This is a genomic window from Planomicrobium sp. CPCC 101079, assembly GCF_007859275.1.
Classification (GTDB): domain Bacteria; phylum Bacillota; class Bacilli; order Bacillales_A; family Planococcaceae; genus Planococcus.
Window position 1 is genome coordinate 118,404 of the sequence record NZ_VOHC01000011.1, and the last position, 15,260, is coordinate 133,663.

Below are 15,260 nucleotides of genomic sequence, written 5' to 3' on the forward strand. Positions count from 1 at the left end.
ACATGGGAAAAGCCTTTCACTTTTGGAAACACAAAAAATTGACAAAGGATCGTACACTTGCTATAGTTGACTTACGAACGTTCGGAAGGATGAGAGGCATGACACTGGACCAATTAAAAAAAGCGGCGCAAAACCGGTTTGCATCACATGGTTTTGACGGCACTTCATTAGCGCATATCGCGGAAGATGTAGGCATCAAAAAACAGTCCATTTACACTTACTTCAAAGGAAAAGACGAACTTTTTCTGCAAGTGTTTAGCGATGCCGCGGAAAATGAATGGGAGTCCACCCGAGAATTTATTGGCCAATATAAAACATTGCCGATCGAGGAGTTTTTGTATCAATTTCTTTTGCATCAGAAAGAGCGTTTTGAGAGAAACACCGACACTAAATTTTGGCTGCGGATTTCTTTTTTTCCACCGGCTCACCTCTATGACAAAATCATGGAGAAAGTGTATACATATTTGGATGAACTGGAGAAATTGCTTGTACCGATCATAAGAGATGCAGTAGAAGCAAAAAATTTGGATCCGGCAATCGATGCGGAACAGGCAACTGTCGCTTTTTTGGGTGTATTGGACAGCGTTTTTGTGGAAATGCTCTACGGTGGGCCTAAGCGTTTGGAAAAGAGATTGGATGCGTCTTGGCATTTTTATTGGCGTGGAGTATCGAAAGACTAAAGAAAATTGCGAGGGAAAGAACATGAACTTACATTGGATGCTTGTAATCGTTGCAGGTATTATTGAGATCTTATGGGCGACCGGTTTAAAGCATGCTTCAAATCTAATTACATGGTTAGGCATCGCCGTGCTTATTTATATATCGTTTGTGGTGCTGTTGAAAGCGCTGGAAAAAGTTCCGGTGGCAACAGCTTACGCAGTGTTCACCGGAATTGGGACAGCAGGGACAGTCCTGGTAGAAACGGTAATTTTCGGCGAATCGTTCAGTTGGAGTAAACTGTTGTTTATCGGGCTGCTGTTGGCAGGAGTCATCGGTTTGAAACTGGTCACTGCGGATCCTGACAAGAAAGAAGAGGCGATTTAAATGGCTTGGGTATACCTGATTTTAGCGGGCTGTTTCGAAGTGCTTGGAGTCATCGGGATGAACCGGGTCGTCAAATACAAAACAGTGCAGTCTTATGTTGTATTAGTCGGAGGCTTTGTCATTAGTTTCAGCTTGCTGTCATTGGCGATGAAAACCTTGCCGATGGGCGTTTCCTATGCGGTCTGGACCGGCATCGGGACAGTGGGCGGAACGCTCATTGGCATGTTCGTCTACGGCGAATCAAAAGACTGGAAACGGCTCCTGTTCATCAGCATGATACTGGCTGGTGTGGTCGGGCTTAAACTGACATCTTGATAATGGGTAATAGAAAACGCTCCTGATCCAATCAGGAGCGTTTTTTCATTCTGCTATTTTAACGATCGGCTTGATTGTCGTTCCGTTTTTCGAATCCTCGAACGCTTCGTTGATTTGTTCAAAGTCATAAACTTTGGTCAGCTTATCAAACGGGAACATGCCGCGTTTAAAATAAGCCACCAGCTGCGGTATAAAGACTTGTGGAATCGAGTCGCCTTCAATGACGCCCATTACCGTTTTGCCTTCAGCCATGATGTCATTGTGGACATCGAACGTCATTTCCGGCGTTACGCCAACAATTGCACAGCTTCCGAGCGGGCGAAGCGAGTGGATGGCCTGTTTAACAACAGGAGGGACGCCTGTCGTCTCCACCGCATAATGGGTGCCGCCAGCTGTAATTTCTTTGATTTCTTTTACAACATCAACATTCTTTCCGTTTAACGTATGGGTTGCTCCCAATTCTTTTGCAAGTTCCAAGCGGTTGTCGTGGATGTCAACCGCAATGATATTAAGGCAGCCGGCAATTTTCGCCGCCATTACCGCACTCAGCCCGACAGCTCCACTGCCGAAAATTGCGATCGAAGAACCGAACTCCGGCTTAACGCGGTTCAATACCGTCCCGGCGCCTGTCTGTATGCCGCATCCAAGCGGTCCGAGCAGCGCTAAGTCCACATCCTTATCCACTTTGACGATGTTTCGTTCATTGGTGACCGCGAACGTTCCGAATGACGATTGCCCAAAGAACGTTGAAACCGCATGATCGTGCTGATGAAGCCGGTTGGTCCCGTCTTGCATCTTTCCTCCAAAGTTTAAATCATTGAAGTTCAAGCAAACGGTGGGATGGCCAGTTAAACAATTCTCGCAATGTCCGCAGTAAGCAAACGACAAAACCACATGATCGCCTTCTTGGATCGTCGTCACCGCTGAACCAATTTTTTGGACGATTCCTGACCCTTCATGTCCAAGAACAACGGGAAACGGTGACAAGCCTAAATCCCGTGCGACCGCGTCTGTATGGCATACGCCTGATGCGACAATCTTGACCAGCACTTCATGCGCTTTTGGCTCAGCCAGCTCAACTTCTTCAAATTTGAAATCTTCACCTAAAGCATGTGTAACTGCAGCTTGAATTTTCATTTAATCCCTCCTAAATTGGTTTCTTGTAATGGAGTACCCGGATAGAGAAGGGAGTATGCCTTATTGAAACAAGTCGTTAAATGATAAAAAAATATATATAAATAAAATCTGGTTGTTCAATGAATTTAGGTGTTTAAGCATTGGCTTCTTGGGCGGAGCGTGAATCTTTATTGGCTGGAAATATTTGCTTCATGAAGTTTTTCAAGTCTTTCATGAACAAATCAAGTTTCTACAGGAGCTGATTCGTTTTCTACAAGCATTACCGCATTTTCTGCAGAACTTATCCCCATTACAACATGAAAAAGAAGCAGTCCGCCGAAGCGAACTGCCCGTTCATAGATCTTTTTCTCGAAATGGAGACTGATTCTCGATTTCCTTTAAATGACGCACCAGCAATTCCGCAATGTTCTCTTCATGCGTTTTGTAAAACGAGCGGGCGCCGACAGGGTCTTCAATTTCATTGAACAAATGCCGGCCATCCGGCAGCAGCAAGAAATCGATGCCGACGTAGTCGCTGTTGAGCGCTCGTGCAATGCGCAAAACGTCTTTTTCTTGAGCTGCTGTCACGGTATATTTTTCAGCCGACCCGCCAAGCGAATAATTCATTTTGAACGAAACGATTGAACTGCGTTTCACTGCTCCAACGATTTCATTGCCAACCACGTAAACCCGCACATCGGCTTCGTGAGGGACAAGCGGCTGGAAAACGACTTCCGATTTAAAACGGGGGAGATCAGCGTGTGATTCCACCACTTCCACTTCAACGCCGCCATGGCCGTCAACGGTTTTCACAACACATGGAAATCCAGCAGTATCGCGATAGGTCGGGATAACAGGGACACCTAGCATCAGGAACAACTGGTACGCCTGCCATTTGTCATTCGCAATGCGGTTGACTTCTGCCCGATTTACCAAGTGGATGCCGAAGTCTTCCAAAACGCGCGCTGCATCTGGTCGTCTGCAGCGAAACACCACAAGCGTGTCTGCAAGTTGAGCGGTTAGTTTCACCAGACCGTCTTGCGACCAGTCATCCCACTCCACCAGCTTGAATTCACCGAACTTCTGCAGCTCTTCGATAAAACCCGAATTGCGCTTGGCATCCTCCGCCTCATATAACAGGATCATTTCAAATCCTCCAGAATGTAAGCAATCATCGCATCTGCTACGTTAACTCCCGTGACATTCATGATATTGCGGATATGCGCAGCAGCATTCACTTCGCAAACAAGCGGCTCTTCATCAGCGCCAAAAAGCAAATCAACTCCGGCAAAAACCGCACCAACCGCATCAGCAGCTTTTAAAGCCAATTCTTTTTGTGGCTCGGTCAAGCTGACAGGGGAAGCTTGACCGCCGTTTGTGATGTTCGCCCGGAAATCCGTTTCAGAATGCCGGTACATCGCAGCCACGATTTTACCGCCAACGATATTCACGCGGATATCACGGCCCCGGCTCGACTGGATAAATTCCTGGAAAACAAAATCAACGCCGCGCAGCTCTTCAACTTTCTGGTGAAAAGCGGCTTCGTTTTCGATCAAATAGACTTTCATGCCAAAAGAACCGTGTCCTTCTTTTACGATCATCGGAAAATCCAATTCTTCAATGACACGCTCGAAATAGCCGGATCCCAGTATGGAAAAGTTGGGATACACTTTCGGGGCGATAATGGTTTTTGGCATTGGCAAGCCGAGGGAAGCCAAGCGGATATATTGGGTGGCCTTATTGTCACAAAGGTCTATGATCGATGGATCGTTGTAAACCGGTACGCCGCGGCTTTTCAGAAAATAGCCGAGCAATATGTCTTTGTCGAGCAAAACGGCAAAATCAGGCAGCTCCACCTCCGATGACAGATCCATCATCGTTTCATAATTTTTCATCAGTTTGGCAGCCACACCTGCGCGTCCAGCTGCTTCAGCCACAAGCCTGGCCTGGTCCGCGAACTTATCAGAGACCAGGCTGCCGTTGTAAATAACCCAACATGTTGTCATTTCTACTCCACCTTCATGCTATAATTATGCTATAAAGTGTAACATGTTTCATGCTGGAAAGAAGGTGCCCGATGATAAAAGGATTCAATAATTATACCTCTAAATGGAAAATTAAAACTAGTTCAGAAATTATACCCGGTTTGGCCTCTATAAAATCCGCACTTGAAGAACTGGACAATCCGCACCAATCCGGAAAATTCGTCCATATTGCCGGAACCAACGGCAAAGGGTCGACCGCTGTTCTATTGGCCGGAATATTGCGTGCACATGGTTTGACTGTCAACAGTTTTTTCTCGCCGGCTATAAATGATGTCCACGACCAAATCCAATTAAACGGGACGCCGATTTCCGAAACGGAAATGGACAATGCCATGGAAAGGCTAGCTGAAATTAAGACGCCGCTCACTGAATTTGAATTGCTGACAGCGGCGGCTTTTTTGGCGTTCGAAAAAAATGCTTCGGATATCACAATCATTGAAGCAGGAATGGGCGGGCGTTTTGACAGCACGAATGTCATCACACCGGAAGTTTCTATCATTCCATCCATCGCGCTCGACCACATGGGGTTTTTGGGCGAGACAATTGGGGACATTGCCTGGCATAAAGCGGGAATCATCAAAAAATGGCGGCCGGTTGTCATCGGCAATCTGCTTGAACAAGCAAAGAGCAGAGTAATCGAAACTGCAAATGCCATGCACGCTGAAGTTATTGAACCGAAAAAACCGCTGCAAGTGGAATTGAAACTAAAGGGCAAGCATCAGCTCCACAACGCCGCGCTCGCTGCAGAAGCTGCAAAAGAGCTGTTGGGGCTTGGCTACGACGAAGCAAAAGCAGAAGCTGGGCTTGCCAACGCAGTAATTCCAAACCGCTTTGAAGAAATTTATCCGAATGTGATTTTTGATGGGGCGCATAATTCGGCAAGCATCCAAGCTCTTGTGGAAACGATCAAAGACACATATCCCGGCAAAACCATTCATATTGTTTTAGGGATATTAAAAGATAAAGACTATATAAATATATTACGTCAACTTGAACAAGTGAGTGACCGTTTTACGTTCATCGATTTTACTAATGAACGGGCACTTCCGGCAAAAACTTTATTTGATGAAAGTAAAAGTAAAATAAAGACAATTCAGAACATGTATGATATATTACCTGAAAGAGAAGAAAAAGAAGTGACAATAGTCACAGGTTCGCTCTATTTATTGTCAAGCTTGCGTGAAAGAGACATTCCTACTTTTCAAAACTTATATCCTCATTCTTGATAGGTTTTGACATGCTAAATGAGCGATCATCTATAAAGGGGAAGATGCCGTGCCGATTTCAACCAAAAGAAAAGTAGTTCTTTGGTCTCTATGGATATCAATCGTTCCAGTAAGTTTATTTTTCGTTTATCACACCTATCCACCTCCAGAGATGAATGCTTGGAATTTATTGGCTTATGTCTTGTTTTTTGTTGTAGCTTGTTTAATGCCGATGAATATCAACGGGTCATCCGCTTATTTGGTTCAGTGGGCAACGGTCGCTGTATTTTTAAAATACGGGATTTTTGCAGAAATTCTTTTTTCACAGTTAACTGTATTGATTGTTACATTGAGGAGCCGGACTGCCGAACCGTTATCATTCCGCATTCCTTTCAATTCCCTGATGTTTTATGCAGCTTCTCTTTTAGCAGGGATTGCATTTTATGCAGCGGGCGGCCAAGTGGGTTCGCTGCAGCTCACCCACATCTTGGCGTATGGCTTTATCTTTCAGTTTGTTTCTTTCCTAGCCAATCAACTGATTTTTTATTTTTACGACAAATCAGTCGGAGCCAACCCGAAGTTTTTCTCTATCGACGTTATCTGGGATTTTGCCATCACCTTGTTGGTATTCCCATATGCGCTGGCCATTTATATCTCCGAGTCCTATATCGGCATACCGGCCCTACTGCTTCTCGGCATTCCCTTTTTCATCATGACTGCGATTATGAAACTGTATAACAGCTCCGAAAAAATTAACATCGATTTGAAAAAAGCTGGGGAAATCGGGCATCAGCTGGCTGCACGCCTTTCTACTGATGAAGTGCTTGACCAATTTGTCTTGCAGGTGGCAGATCTGTTCAAAGCGGATTACGCCTATGTGTTAGACTATCGGGACAATCAATTGCAGATGCTCAGGATGTTCGAAAACAACGAATTGCTCAAGAACAGCGTGCCGCCAGTCCGCTATAACCAAGGGGTGGGCGGCAAAGTGGTCACCACGAACAAAGCAATAATCTACAATCGCAAATCCGAGTGGAAAGACATCGTCACGGGCCATCTGCCAATCGATTCTGAAAGCATCATGGCAGTGCCGATCGCCCGGAACAACAAAACAGAAGGGGTCTTGATTTTAGGGTCTCGCCAAAAATACGCATTTACTTCTCGCCAACTCCAAATATTGGATATTCTTAGCACATACTTTGCGGTTTCCTTAGAGAAAGCAAGTTATGTCGAGCGGGCGATTGCAATCAGTGAACGGTGCGGATTGACGAAACTGTATAATTATCGCTATCTCGATGCAAAGCTGGAAAAAAGCATGAAGAAAATCACTGACGGGGAGCTCAATAAGCTGTCGCTCGTTATGATGGACATTGACCGGTTCAAAGGCATCAACGACCAATACGGCCATCAAAGCGGCAATGATATCTTGGTCCAGCTCGCGCGCATCATCGAAGAAGAAGTGGGCGAAGAAGGAACATGTGCCAGATACGGCGGGGAAGAGTTTGTTGTGTTGCTGCCGAACTACGGCAAAGACTTGGCATTGTTGTTCGCGGAAAACTTGCGGAAACGGATTGAAAGCCATCCGTTTGAAATCATCAGCGACCTTGACTCGGAACGGAAGCTTCAAAAAATACAAATCACATTAAGCATCGGGGTGTCGACCGCTCCAGAAGACAGCGACGATGGCATGGCGCTTATCCGAAATGCGGACAGAGCATTGTATATCGGGGCGAAGCAAGCCGGGCGCAATAAAGTGGCTGCATATGCCAAATAAAAAAGAGCGGGAAGAAAAGGCGGATGCCATTTCTTCCTGCTCTTTTTGCGGTCAATATTATACAAGAAGGCAGAATTGTTTTAAAACCTCTGATGCTATCTATTTTCTTTTTTAAATTAAACCTTTCATTTAGTAGGTTAGAAGGCTCAAATGAAAGGGCCATTCCACGGAATTTACTGTTATGTATGGCATTTTATTTTTATTTGCCTGATAAAATCCCATAGTTGAAAGTAGATTAGATTAGTAAAAAAGCATTAAATTAATTTTCTGGACCGTCTATTATTTATCACTTTTATCTTGTATTATAACTATAGAAGTGGGATTGTTTTACTGCCTGAATTACTTTATTTTACATTTAATAAGGAAGGTCAAATGCAGTAAAAAGAACCTTGAAACGACTGGACAACAATGAAATATTTTTTAGAATCAGGGAGGAATTACAAATGGTGCGCATTCTTTGTTTTATTGCCATCGCGGCTATTGTGGCAGCGAGTTCTTATTTCTTAACAAGGGGAGACGGGAAAAAAAGAAACTTGTTTGTCAGCAGCGGAGCAGTTATAGCGGCGGCTGCCGGCATTTTTATGCAAACTGTTTTGCCGCTGCATCTGTCGTTGTTAGGGATCCTGGCGATTTCGCTTATCGCGGCAATGGGCTATGCAAAAGTGATCGAAAGAGAAAAACAAAAAAAACAGCAAATGATTGAAGAGCGAAGAGCCAAGAATAACATGGGCCAATCCCGTCCGCTTGAACCGATAAAAAAACCGGTTTTAGAACAAGCAGCGGGCAAACAGTTTGGCATGCAGACAATCAGCGCGGTTAGGGAGGAACAAGAAGTTGGATAATAAGGTTTTTGGGACGGCTTTTATATCTATTATCTCTATAGCGCTGCTTTTGTTCGGTGTTGCAAATGCAGGCGCGGCGGCAGTGGACCATTGGATATTCCCGGCCAAAGAATTCGGTGACCATACATATATCGGCACAACGAACGTATCAAAAATGGAAGTTGCAAGCGCAATGGCTAAAGTTTCGGAAACGGCGGAAGCATGGCGTGAAACAGCTGAGTTGTCTGTGACCTATCAAGACGCAACAGCCAATTATCCGTTGGAAAACGCTGAGGTTTTACTGGAAGAAACTGCTGGCCAAGCTCAGTCAGGCATGCAAAACAGTTTTATCTTTCAGTTGGAAGAAGCTACGACAGCTGCTTTTTTAGCTGAGCAATTTCCAGTGGCTGAATTTTCAGCTTCAGAAGTTGAAAAAATCACATCCAAATTAGAACAAGCCCTTCAATCGGGCATTGCTCAAACCCATGTGACCATCAGTGACGATTCGCTCGGCATAGACCGTTCGGCGATAGCTGAAGTGGTTTTCCCTCTTCAGCCGAAAAGCGACGGCGCGGCGGCAATTGTAGAAGCGATTGATGAAATCCAAATCGCTCCGGGCACAAAATTCTCCTTTTTAGACTTTATCAGCGAACTGCAACTGGCGGAAGTTACAGATGGGGAATTGACCGAAATTGCTTCAGCCATTTATACAGCGGTGCTAAAAACGAATTTTTCCGTAGAAGAACGCAGCATCGGAACGGCGGTGCCCCAAACGGTGCCGATCGGACAAGAAGCGGCCATTAATCGCTCACTTGGAATAGACTTGGTATTTACAAATCCAAACGCAAGCTCATTCACGCTAAATGCAGCATTTGAAGGAAATTCATTGGCTGTAACATTGACCGGATTTCCATTGGTTTATGAATATGCCCTTCAAACCGGCAGCAAAGAAACTGTAAAACCCCGTTTGATCAAGCAATACAGCGCATTCGTTTCAAGCGGCAAAGCGGTAGAAGAAGAAGGCAGTGAAGGAATCCGGATTCAAGTGCTTCGATCAATTGTGTCAGAAGGAAAAGAACTGGAAATCGAAACCGTTTCAACTGATTTTTATCCGCCGGTAAACCGAGTGGAACTTCATCCGTTAGCCGTTGCCTTGCCAGAAAGCGTTCCGGCGGCTGCGGGAACTGTAACCGGCACAGCTGAAATACCGGCTGCCGGGAGCACGGCAGAAGAAGCGGCAGCAACAGAAGGGGAGCAAACGCCTGTGGACTCATCAACTGAAAGCTCTAACGAGGATTCAGCGGGCTCCACAAGTTCAACGGCCGAAGAAGATGCGGCTGAAGGCCAAGACGGCAGCACAAATCCTGACTCAGAAGACAGCTTGGAGCCAAGTGAACCAGTATACGATAAAGGTGGAAATCTGGTCCATCCTTAATCGGTTTTGAGGAGGAATGACGATTGGCAAAGATACGTAAACGATTAGGCGATATTCTAGTCGAACATGGACTAATAACAGCAGAAGACTTAAACGAGACATTACAGAACAAAACAGCGAATCAAAAAATAGGGGATGCCTTGCTGCAGCGCGGTCTGATCACCGAACAGCAGCTGATTGAAACACTTGAAATGCAGTTGGGAATACCGCATGTGTCGCTATTCCGCTATCCTTTTGACAAAAATCTGTTCAATATGGTGCCAAAGGAAATGGCGAAACGCAACCAATTGGTGCCATTGAAAATTGAAGGCGATAAACTGTTTATCGCCATGACCAACCCGATGGATTTTATCACCATTGACGATCTTCGGCTGACAACCGGATTTCAGATTCAACCGGCCATCGCGTCAAAAGAAGATGTGACGAAAACGATCGCCAAATATTATGATGAAGAATCTTATGATGAGCTGATTGGGAATATGCCTGAAACGCAGCAAGAACAGCAAGAAGATATGGGAGATTTGGATGCGCCGATTGTCCGTTTGGTCAGCCAGATTCTTTCGAATGCAGTCAGTTTGAAAGCGAGTGATGTCCACATAGACCCGCAGGAAAACCGCGTGCTGGTTCGCTATCGCATTGACGGGGCCCTTCGGACTGAGCGTGTTTTGCCGAAAGCGATGCAAGGCATGATCACAGCGCGGATTAAAATTTTGTCGAATTTGGACATTACGGAAAACCGGATTCCGCAGGATGGACGGATCAAGACGACTGTTGATTTCAGGCCTATTGACCTGCGCGTTTCCTCGCTGCCTACTGTTTACGGGGAAAAAATCGTTATGCGGATTCTTGATTTAAGCGCCAATTTGACGGATATCTCAAAACTTGGGTTCTCGGACTTGAATATGGAGCGGTTTATGGCGGAAATCGACAAACCGAATGGCATCATTTTGATTTCCGGGCCGACCGGTTCCGGAAAATCGTCGACGCTTTATGCTGCATTGAACAAATTGAATAACGAAGAAGTGAACATCATCACCGTAGAAGATCCGGTCGAGTACCAGCTTGAAGGCATAAACCAGATTCAAGTGAATACGAATGTCGGATTGACGTTCGCGGTCGGGCTTCGCTCCATCCTGCGCCAAGATCCCGACATCGTCATGGTCGGCGAAATCCGCGACAAAGAAACGGCGGATATCTCCATCCGGGCGTCCTTGACCGGCCATTTGGTGTTGAGCACCATTCATACAAATGACTCGATCGCTTCGATCACCCGCTTGATGGACATGGGCATCGAGCCGTTTCTTGTAACGGCTTCTTTAAATGCTGTTGTCGCACAGCGGCTGATCCGCAAAGTTTGCCGGGATTGCCGCGAAGTGCATGCTGCAACTGATCGAGAAAAACATATTTTTGCTAAAAGAGGACTGGCTATCGAAACCATTGCCCGTGGCAGAGGCTGCTCACAATGCAATATGACCGGATACCGGGGCCGGATGGCCATCCATGAGGTGTTAGTCGTCAACGAAGAAATCAAAGACATCATCAACCGCAACGGTTCAGCGGCTGAAATCCGGGAAGTTGCGGTGAAAAACAAAACAATTTTCCTGATTGATGACGGCCTATTAAAAGTGAAGGAGGGCATGACAACGACGGAAGAAGTTCTGCGTGTTGCCATGATGGATTAGCTTATGCCGAAAACCTATATCAATGAAATCTTAACAGCAGCTTATAATTTGGATGTTTCGGATGTCCACTTAACAGCCGGCATCCCGCCGGTCTTCCGGATGAACGGGGAACTTCGGCGCTATGGCGACAAGATTGTTACGCCTGACCAGACAAAAGAAATCAGCAAAGCGCTGATTCCCGAGAAAGCATGGGAAATGTTCCAGTTAAAAGGCGAGATGGATTATTCCTACTCGCTGCCGGGAGTTGCCCGTTATCGAGTCAACTCGTTCCAGCAGCGAGGTTCGGTGTCCCATGCATTCCGGACCATTTCAGCCGGTGTTCCAACCATCGACCAACTAAAAATGCCGCAAAACTTAAAAACGCTCGCCGAAACCCACCAAGGGCTGATTTTGGTGACTGGGCCGACAGGTTCCGGGAAATCGACAACGCTTGCGGCTATGATCCGCCACATCAATGAAACGATGACCAAACATATTATCACGCTTGAAGATCCGATTGAATACTTGCATCGGCACGGTTCATCGATCATCAATCAGCGCGAAATCGGATTTGACACCAACTCATTCGCCAATGGGCTGCGCGCTGCTTTGCGGCAAGACCCGGATGTGATTCTGGTGGGGGAAATGCGTGATCTGGAAACGATCACGACGGCCATCACGGCAGCTGAAACGGGGCATTTGGTAATGGCGACGCTCCATACTTCAAGCGCCGCATCTACCATTGAGCGGATCATCGACGTGTTTCCGGCCGGCCAGCAAGCGCAGATCCGGACGCAGCTTGGCGGTGTCTTAAAAGCGGTCGTCTCACAGCGTCTCCTTCCAACAGCTGATGGCAAAGGGCGGGTAGCGGCAACAGAAGTCATGATCAACAACACGGCGATCGCCAATTTGATCCGTACGGAAAAAGTGCACCAAATCCCGAACGTCATTCTGACAAACCGGGCAGGCGGCATGCATATGATGTCGACATCGGTGCAAGAGTTATTGACAAGCGGGAAAATCACCCGCCAAACCGCGCACCCTTTCCTGAAAGGAGAAGGATAACGTGGCACGTTTCAAATACGAAGGTCGGGACACAAAAAAAATCAGGACCGGCATGATGACCGCGGACAACCGGCGGGAAGCCATCCTGAAATTGCGTGACGAAGGCATTAAAGTGATTGAAATCCGGGAAATTGAAACAACGGTTCTCCAAAAAGAAATTTCCATCGGCAACCCGGTAAAGCGGGACCAGTTCATCATGTTCCTGCGCCAATTTTCGACGTTGATGCGTTCCGGCGTGACCATTGTCGATACTATCCGCATCTTGTCCCAGCAAGTCGAATCGAGGGCATTGAGCAAAGTGCTGGCTACGGTCGAAGATGAATTGCGAAAAGGGAATGCGCTGTCGGATTCGCTCGCCAAGCACCCGAAGATCTTTGAACCTTTGACCGTCAACTTGATCAAAGCGGGGGAAATGTCCGGTAATATCGACGAATCGCTGGACCGGTTGGCCGATCATTACGAGAAAGCATACCAGACGCGGCAAAAAGTCATCTCTGCCATGTCTTACCCGTTGGTGGTGGGTTTCCTGGCCATCGGGGTAGTGATTTTTTTGCTGGCGACGATCGTTCCGATGTTCGTCGACATGTTCGCGGGCTTTGGCGGGGAACTGCCGCTGCTGACCCAGGTGGTCATGCTGGCCAGCAATTGGACGGTCAAATATTGGTATGTGCTCGTCCTGCTCGTTATTTTACTGATTGTTTGCGTCTGGGCGATGAAGCGCAATGAAAAAGGCAAACTGGCCTTGGATACGATGCTTTTGCGCATGCCGATATTTGGCAAGATCTTGAAAAAATCGGCGCTCGCCCGGCTGACGCGGACATTGAGTTCGCTGTTTTCCAGCTCAGTCCCAATTTTGCAGGCGATGACGATGGTCGAAAAAGTCGTCGGCAACGAAGTCATGTCAAAAGTGGTGCTCGCTTCCCGTGATTCCCTGGAGCGCGGAGGATCATTGACGGAACCGATGCGCAACCATTGGGCGTTTCCGCCTCTCATTCCCCATATGATTTCCATCGGGGAACAAACTGGTTCTTTAGACCATATGCTCATAAAAGTGGCCGAATTCTACGAAAAAGAAGTGGAAGCGGAAACTGACCGATTGAAGGCGTTGATAGAGCCTTTAATGATTGTTTTATTGGCTGCATTAGTTGGGACTATAGTCCTTTCTATTATGTTGCCGATGTTCGAGATGTTCCAAAACATAGACAATTTGTAGGGAAAACTATACAAAATATTAATAATTTTTGATGATTTCTCTATTGCTTAATTCGTGACTATTGATATAATTAGCTTGTGCTCAAGAAGTACTAAAAAAATAGAAAATAACAGGAGGAAATGAGAATGAAAAAGTTCATTCAGAACAAATTGAAAGACCAAAAAGGGATGACGTTGATCGAGCTTTTAGCCGTAATCGTAATCATCGCAATCATCGCAGCAATCGCAATTCCGGCGATTGGGAATATTATTGAGAACAGCCGTTATAGTGCTGTTAAGTCGGATGCTACGAATGTTTTAAATGCTGCACAACTTTATTACACTGAAAACCCTCAAGGTCCACAACCAACAGGTCAGAATGTTACTGCTCCAGATTTAACTGTAGCAATGTTAAAAACTGAAGGTTTTCTTGAAAGTGAAGGAGAAATTCCAACTACTGCTACAATAACGCGCGGTACTGGAACTGATAATGCATTACAACTTACAACTTCAGCAATTAAATATTCCGGTTCTAAAACACTTACTTTCTCTAATGCAACCGTCAAGCAAATTAACGACGATAATAGAAAAGGAAGTTCTAACGATAATAAAGAAATTTAAAAGAAAAATTATTCATTTATTCTAGGAGCTGAAAACATGGCCTTATCGTTTTTATCGAAAAAAGCACGCGTTGTGACCATTACTATAGAAGAAGACGCCATCCGGTATGTGGAACTGAAATCCGCAGCACCGCTTCACATCAGCCGGGCGGAAGAGCTGGCTCTTCCGCTTGGCACCATTGTGGATGGGGAAATCGCCGACGCAGAAATGCTTAGTTCGATACTCGATGAGGCTGTCAATCAGTGGGGTCTCTCTAAGAAGTCAGTCCGATTCCTCGCCCCTGACGAATTCGCTATTATCCGCAAAGTGCCATATCCTCAAGGCGTCAAGCCTGATGAACTGAAAGGCCATTTCTTCATCGAGATCGGCTCTACGCTTTATTTGCCGTTCGAAGATCCGGTGTTCGACGTGGTTCCGTATAACAACAGTGAAGAAGCGCTGATCATCGCTTCCAAAGAATCTGTCATCCATTCCTACGAAGAAATGTTCACGCAGGCGAAGCTGAAAGCTGTGGTGGCGGACATCACGCCGCTCGCTTTGTATCGCCTGGCGTATTTGCAGCATGATTTTGCAGCAGATGAACACGTTATGATGGTCGATATTCAATCGGAAAAAATTACGGTCTCCATTTTCCACGAGCATTATCCGCTCTTTATGCGTTCAGTGGCGCTGAATGTCGCTGACGAGGAGCTGGCAGGGCCGGAAGTTCTAATAGAAGAAATCGAAAGTGAAATTGAAAAGCTGGGTAATTTCTACCGCTATAGCATGAACGCGGGAGAAACGGGCATTTCCAGCATTATCTGCAATGGACATGTGGAAAATTGGCCATTGCTGCAAAAGCGGTTGGAAAGCCGATTGTCGGTGCCGGTTTCGCCGATTGTCATCGAGCCTATCCCTTCGGATTCCCATGCTGGCGTTCCTGAACATTTTAACCGTGCCATCGGCTTGGCCCTGAAAGAGGTGTAAC

15 protein-coding genes are annotated in these 15,260 nt (G+C 46.2%); 12 read left to right on the plus strand and 3 right to left on the minus strand.

Annotation, left to right across the window (positions count from 1 at the left end):
- Nucleotides 1-98 precede the first annotated feature (98 nt).
- From FQV28_RS05030 to FQV28_RS05040, 3 genes are read left to right on the plus strand one after another with little or no spacing between them, the layout of a single operon-like run.
- A complete protein-coding gene (locus FQV28_RS05030; RefSeq protein WP_146494481.1) occupies nt 99-680 on the plus strand; it encodes a TetR/AcrR family transcriptional regulator in 582 nt (193 codons plus the stop codon).
- 22 nt (nt 681-702) lie between these two features.
- Complete coding sequence (locus FQV28_RS05035; protein WP_146494482.1) at nt 703-1,044, plus strand: DMT family transporter; 342 nt, start codon at nt 703-705, stop codon at nt 1,042-1,044.
- On the plus strand, nt 1,045-1,359 hold the full coding sequence (locus FQV28_RS05040) for a DMT family transporter (RefSeq protein WP_146494483.1): 315 nt from the start codon (nt 1,045-1,047) through the stop codon (nt 1,357-1,359).
- A gap of 45 nt (nt 1,360-1,404) precedes the next feature.
- On the opposite strand, the gene FQV28_RS05045 is transcribed toward FQV28_RS05040, so the two are convergent.
- The 3 genes from FQV28_RS05045 to FQV28_RS05055 all read right to left on the minus strand — a co-directional run bounded on the left by FQV28_RS05045 (nt 1,405) and on the right by FQV28_RS05055 (nt 4,481).
- Nucleotides 1,405-2,496: an NAD(P)-dependent alcohol dehydrogenase gene (locus FQV28_RS05045; protein ID WP_146494484.1), complete on the minus strand. Its 1,092-nt coding sequence runs from the start codon at nt 2,494-2,496 to the stop codon at nt 1,405-1,407.
- A gap of 333 nt (nt 2,497-2,829) precedes the next feature.
- Nucleotides 2,830-3,621 (minus strand): ATP-grasp domain-containing protein, encoded by a 792-nt coding sequence (locus tag FQV28_RS05050; protein ID WP_146494485.1) that lies wholly within the window; start codon nt 3,619-3,621, stop codon nt 2,830-2,832.
- Nucleotides 3,618-4,481 (minus strand): ATP-grasp domain-containing protein, encoded by an 864-nt coding sequence (locus FQV28_RS05055; protein ID WP_146494486.1) that lies wholly within the window; start codon nt 4,479-4,481, stop codon nt 3,618-3,620. The genes FQV28_RS05050 and FQV28_RS05055 overlap by 4 nt, the downstream gene beginning before the upstream one ends.
- Nucleotides 4,482-4,552: 71 nt before the next feature.
- Here FQV28_RS05055 and FQV28_RS05060 point away from each other — a divergent pair, with 71 nt between their 5' ends.
- The 9 genes from FQV28_RS05060 (at nt 4,553) to pilM (ending at nt 15,259) form a co-directional block, all read left to right on the plus strand.
- On the plus strand, nt 4,553-5,746 hold the full coding sequence (locus FQV28_RS05060) for a bifunctional folylpolyglutamate synthase/dihydrofolate synthase (protein ID WP_146494487.1): 1,194 nt from the start codon (nt 4,553-4,555) through the stop codon (nt 5,744-5,746).
- A 49-nt stretch (nt 5,747-5,795) separates the two neighbouring features.
- The gene (locus FQV28_RS05065; RefSeq protein ID WP_146494488.1) at nt 5,796-7,499 is read left to right on the plus strand and encodes a sensor domain-containing diguanylate cyclase; all 1,704 of its coding nucleotides are present in this window, start codon (nt 5,796-5,798) and stop codon (nt 7,497-7,499) included.
- Nucleotides 7,500-7,942: 443 nt separating this feature from the next.
- Nucleotides 7,943-8,341 (plus strand): hypothetical protein, encoded by a 399-nt coding sequence (locus tag FQV28_RS05070; RefSeq protein ID WP_146494489.1) that lies wholly within the window; start codon nt 7,943-7,945, stop codon nt 8,339-8,341.
- Nucleotides 8,334-9,755: a VanW family protein gene (locus FQV28_RS05075; protein ID WP_146494490.1), complete on the plus strand. Its 1,422-nt coding sequence runs from the start codon at nt 8,334-8,336 to the stop codon at nt 9,753-9,755. Before FQV28_RS05070 ends, FQV28_RS05075 begins: the two co-directional genes overlap by 8 nt.
- A 23-nt stretch (nt 9,756-9,778) precedes the next feature.
- Entirely contained in the window at nt 9,779-11,437 is a 1,659-nt protein-coding gene (locus tag FQV28_RS05080; protein WP_146494491.1) for a GspE/PulE family protein, read from the plus strand.
- Nucleotides 11,438-11,440: 3 nt separating this feature from the next.
- Complete coding sequence (locus FQV28_RS05085; protein ID WP_146494492.1) at nt 11,441-12,481, plus strand: type IV pilus twitching motility protein PilT; 1,041 nt, start codon at nt 11,441-11,443, stop codon at nt 12,479-12,481.
- A 1-nt stretch (nt 12,482) separates the two neighbouring features.
- A complete protein-coding gene (locus FQV28_RS05090; protein ID WP_146494493.1) occupies nt 12,483-13,694 on the plus strand; it encodes a type II secretion system F family protein in 1,212 nt (403 codons plus the stop codon).
- A gap of 125 nt (nt 13,695-13,819) precedes the next feature.
- The gene (locus FQV28_RS05095) at nt 13,820-14,293 is read left to right on the plus strand and encodes a prepilin-type N-terminal cleavage/methylation domain-containing protein (protein WP_146494494.1); all 474 of its coding nucleotides are present in this window, start codon (nt 13,820-13,822) and stop codon (nt 14,291-14,293) included.
- Between the two features lie 36 nt (nt 14,294-14,329).
- The gene (pilM, locus tag FQV28_RS05100) at nt 14,330-15,259 is read left to right on the plus strand and encodes a type IV pilus biogenesis protein PilM (protein ID WP_146494495.1); all 930 of its coding nucleotides are present in this window, start codon (nt 14,330-14,332) and stop codon (nt 15,257-15,259) included.
- Nucleotide 15,260: the final 1 nt, after the last annotated feature.

Coding starts and splice junctions, on each gene's coding strand:
- FQV28_RS05030 (WP_146494481.1), top strand. CDS start 99: ATGACACTGGACCAATTAAAAAAAGCGGCGCAAAACCGGTTTGCATCA.
- FQV28_RS05035 (WP_146494482.1), top strand. CDS start 703: ATGAACTTACATTGGATGCTTGTAATCGTTGCAGGTATTATTGAGATC.
- FQV28_RS05040 (WP_146494483.1), top strand. CDS start 1,045: ATGGCTTGGGTATACCTGATTTTAGCGGGCTGTTTCGAAGTGCTTGGA.
- FQV28_RS05045 (WP_146494484.1), bottom strand. CDS start 2,496: ATGAAAATTCAAGCTGCAGTTACACATGCTTTAGGTGAAGATTTCAAA.
- FQV28_RS05050 (WP_146494485.1), bottom strand. CDS start 3,621: ATGATCCTGTTATATGAGGCGGAGGATGCCAAGCGCAATTCGGGTTTT.
- FQV28_RS05055 (WP_146494486.1), bottom strand. CDS start 4,481: ATGACAACATGTTGGGTTATTTACAACGGCAGCCTGGTCTCTGATAAG.
- FQV28_RS05060 (WP_146494487.1), top strand. CDS start 4,553: ATGATAAAAGGATTCAATAATTATACCTCTAAATGGAAAATTAAAACT.
- FQV28_RS05070 (WP_146494489.1), top strand. CDS start 7,943: ATGGTGCGCATTCTTTGTTTTATTGCCATCGCGGCTATTGTGGCAGCG.
- FQV28_RS05085 (WP_146494492.1), top strand. CDS start 11,441: ATGCCGAAAACCTATATCAATGAAATCTTAACAGCAGCTTATAATTTG.
- FQV28_RS05095 (WP_146494494.1), top strand. CDS start 13,820: ATGAAAAAGTTCATTCAGAACAAATTGAAAGACCAAAAAGGGATGACG.
- pilM (WP_146494495.1), top strand. CDS start 14,330: ATGGCCTTATCGTTTTTATCGAAAAAAGCACGCGTTGTGACCATTACT.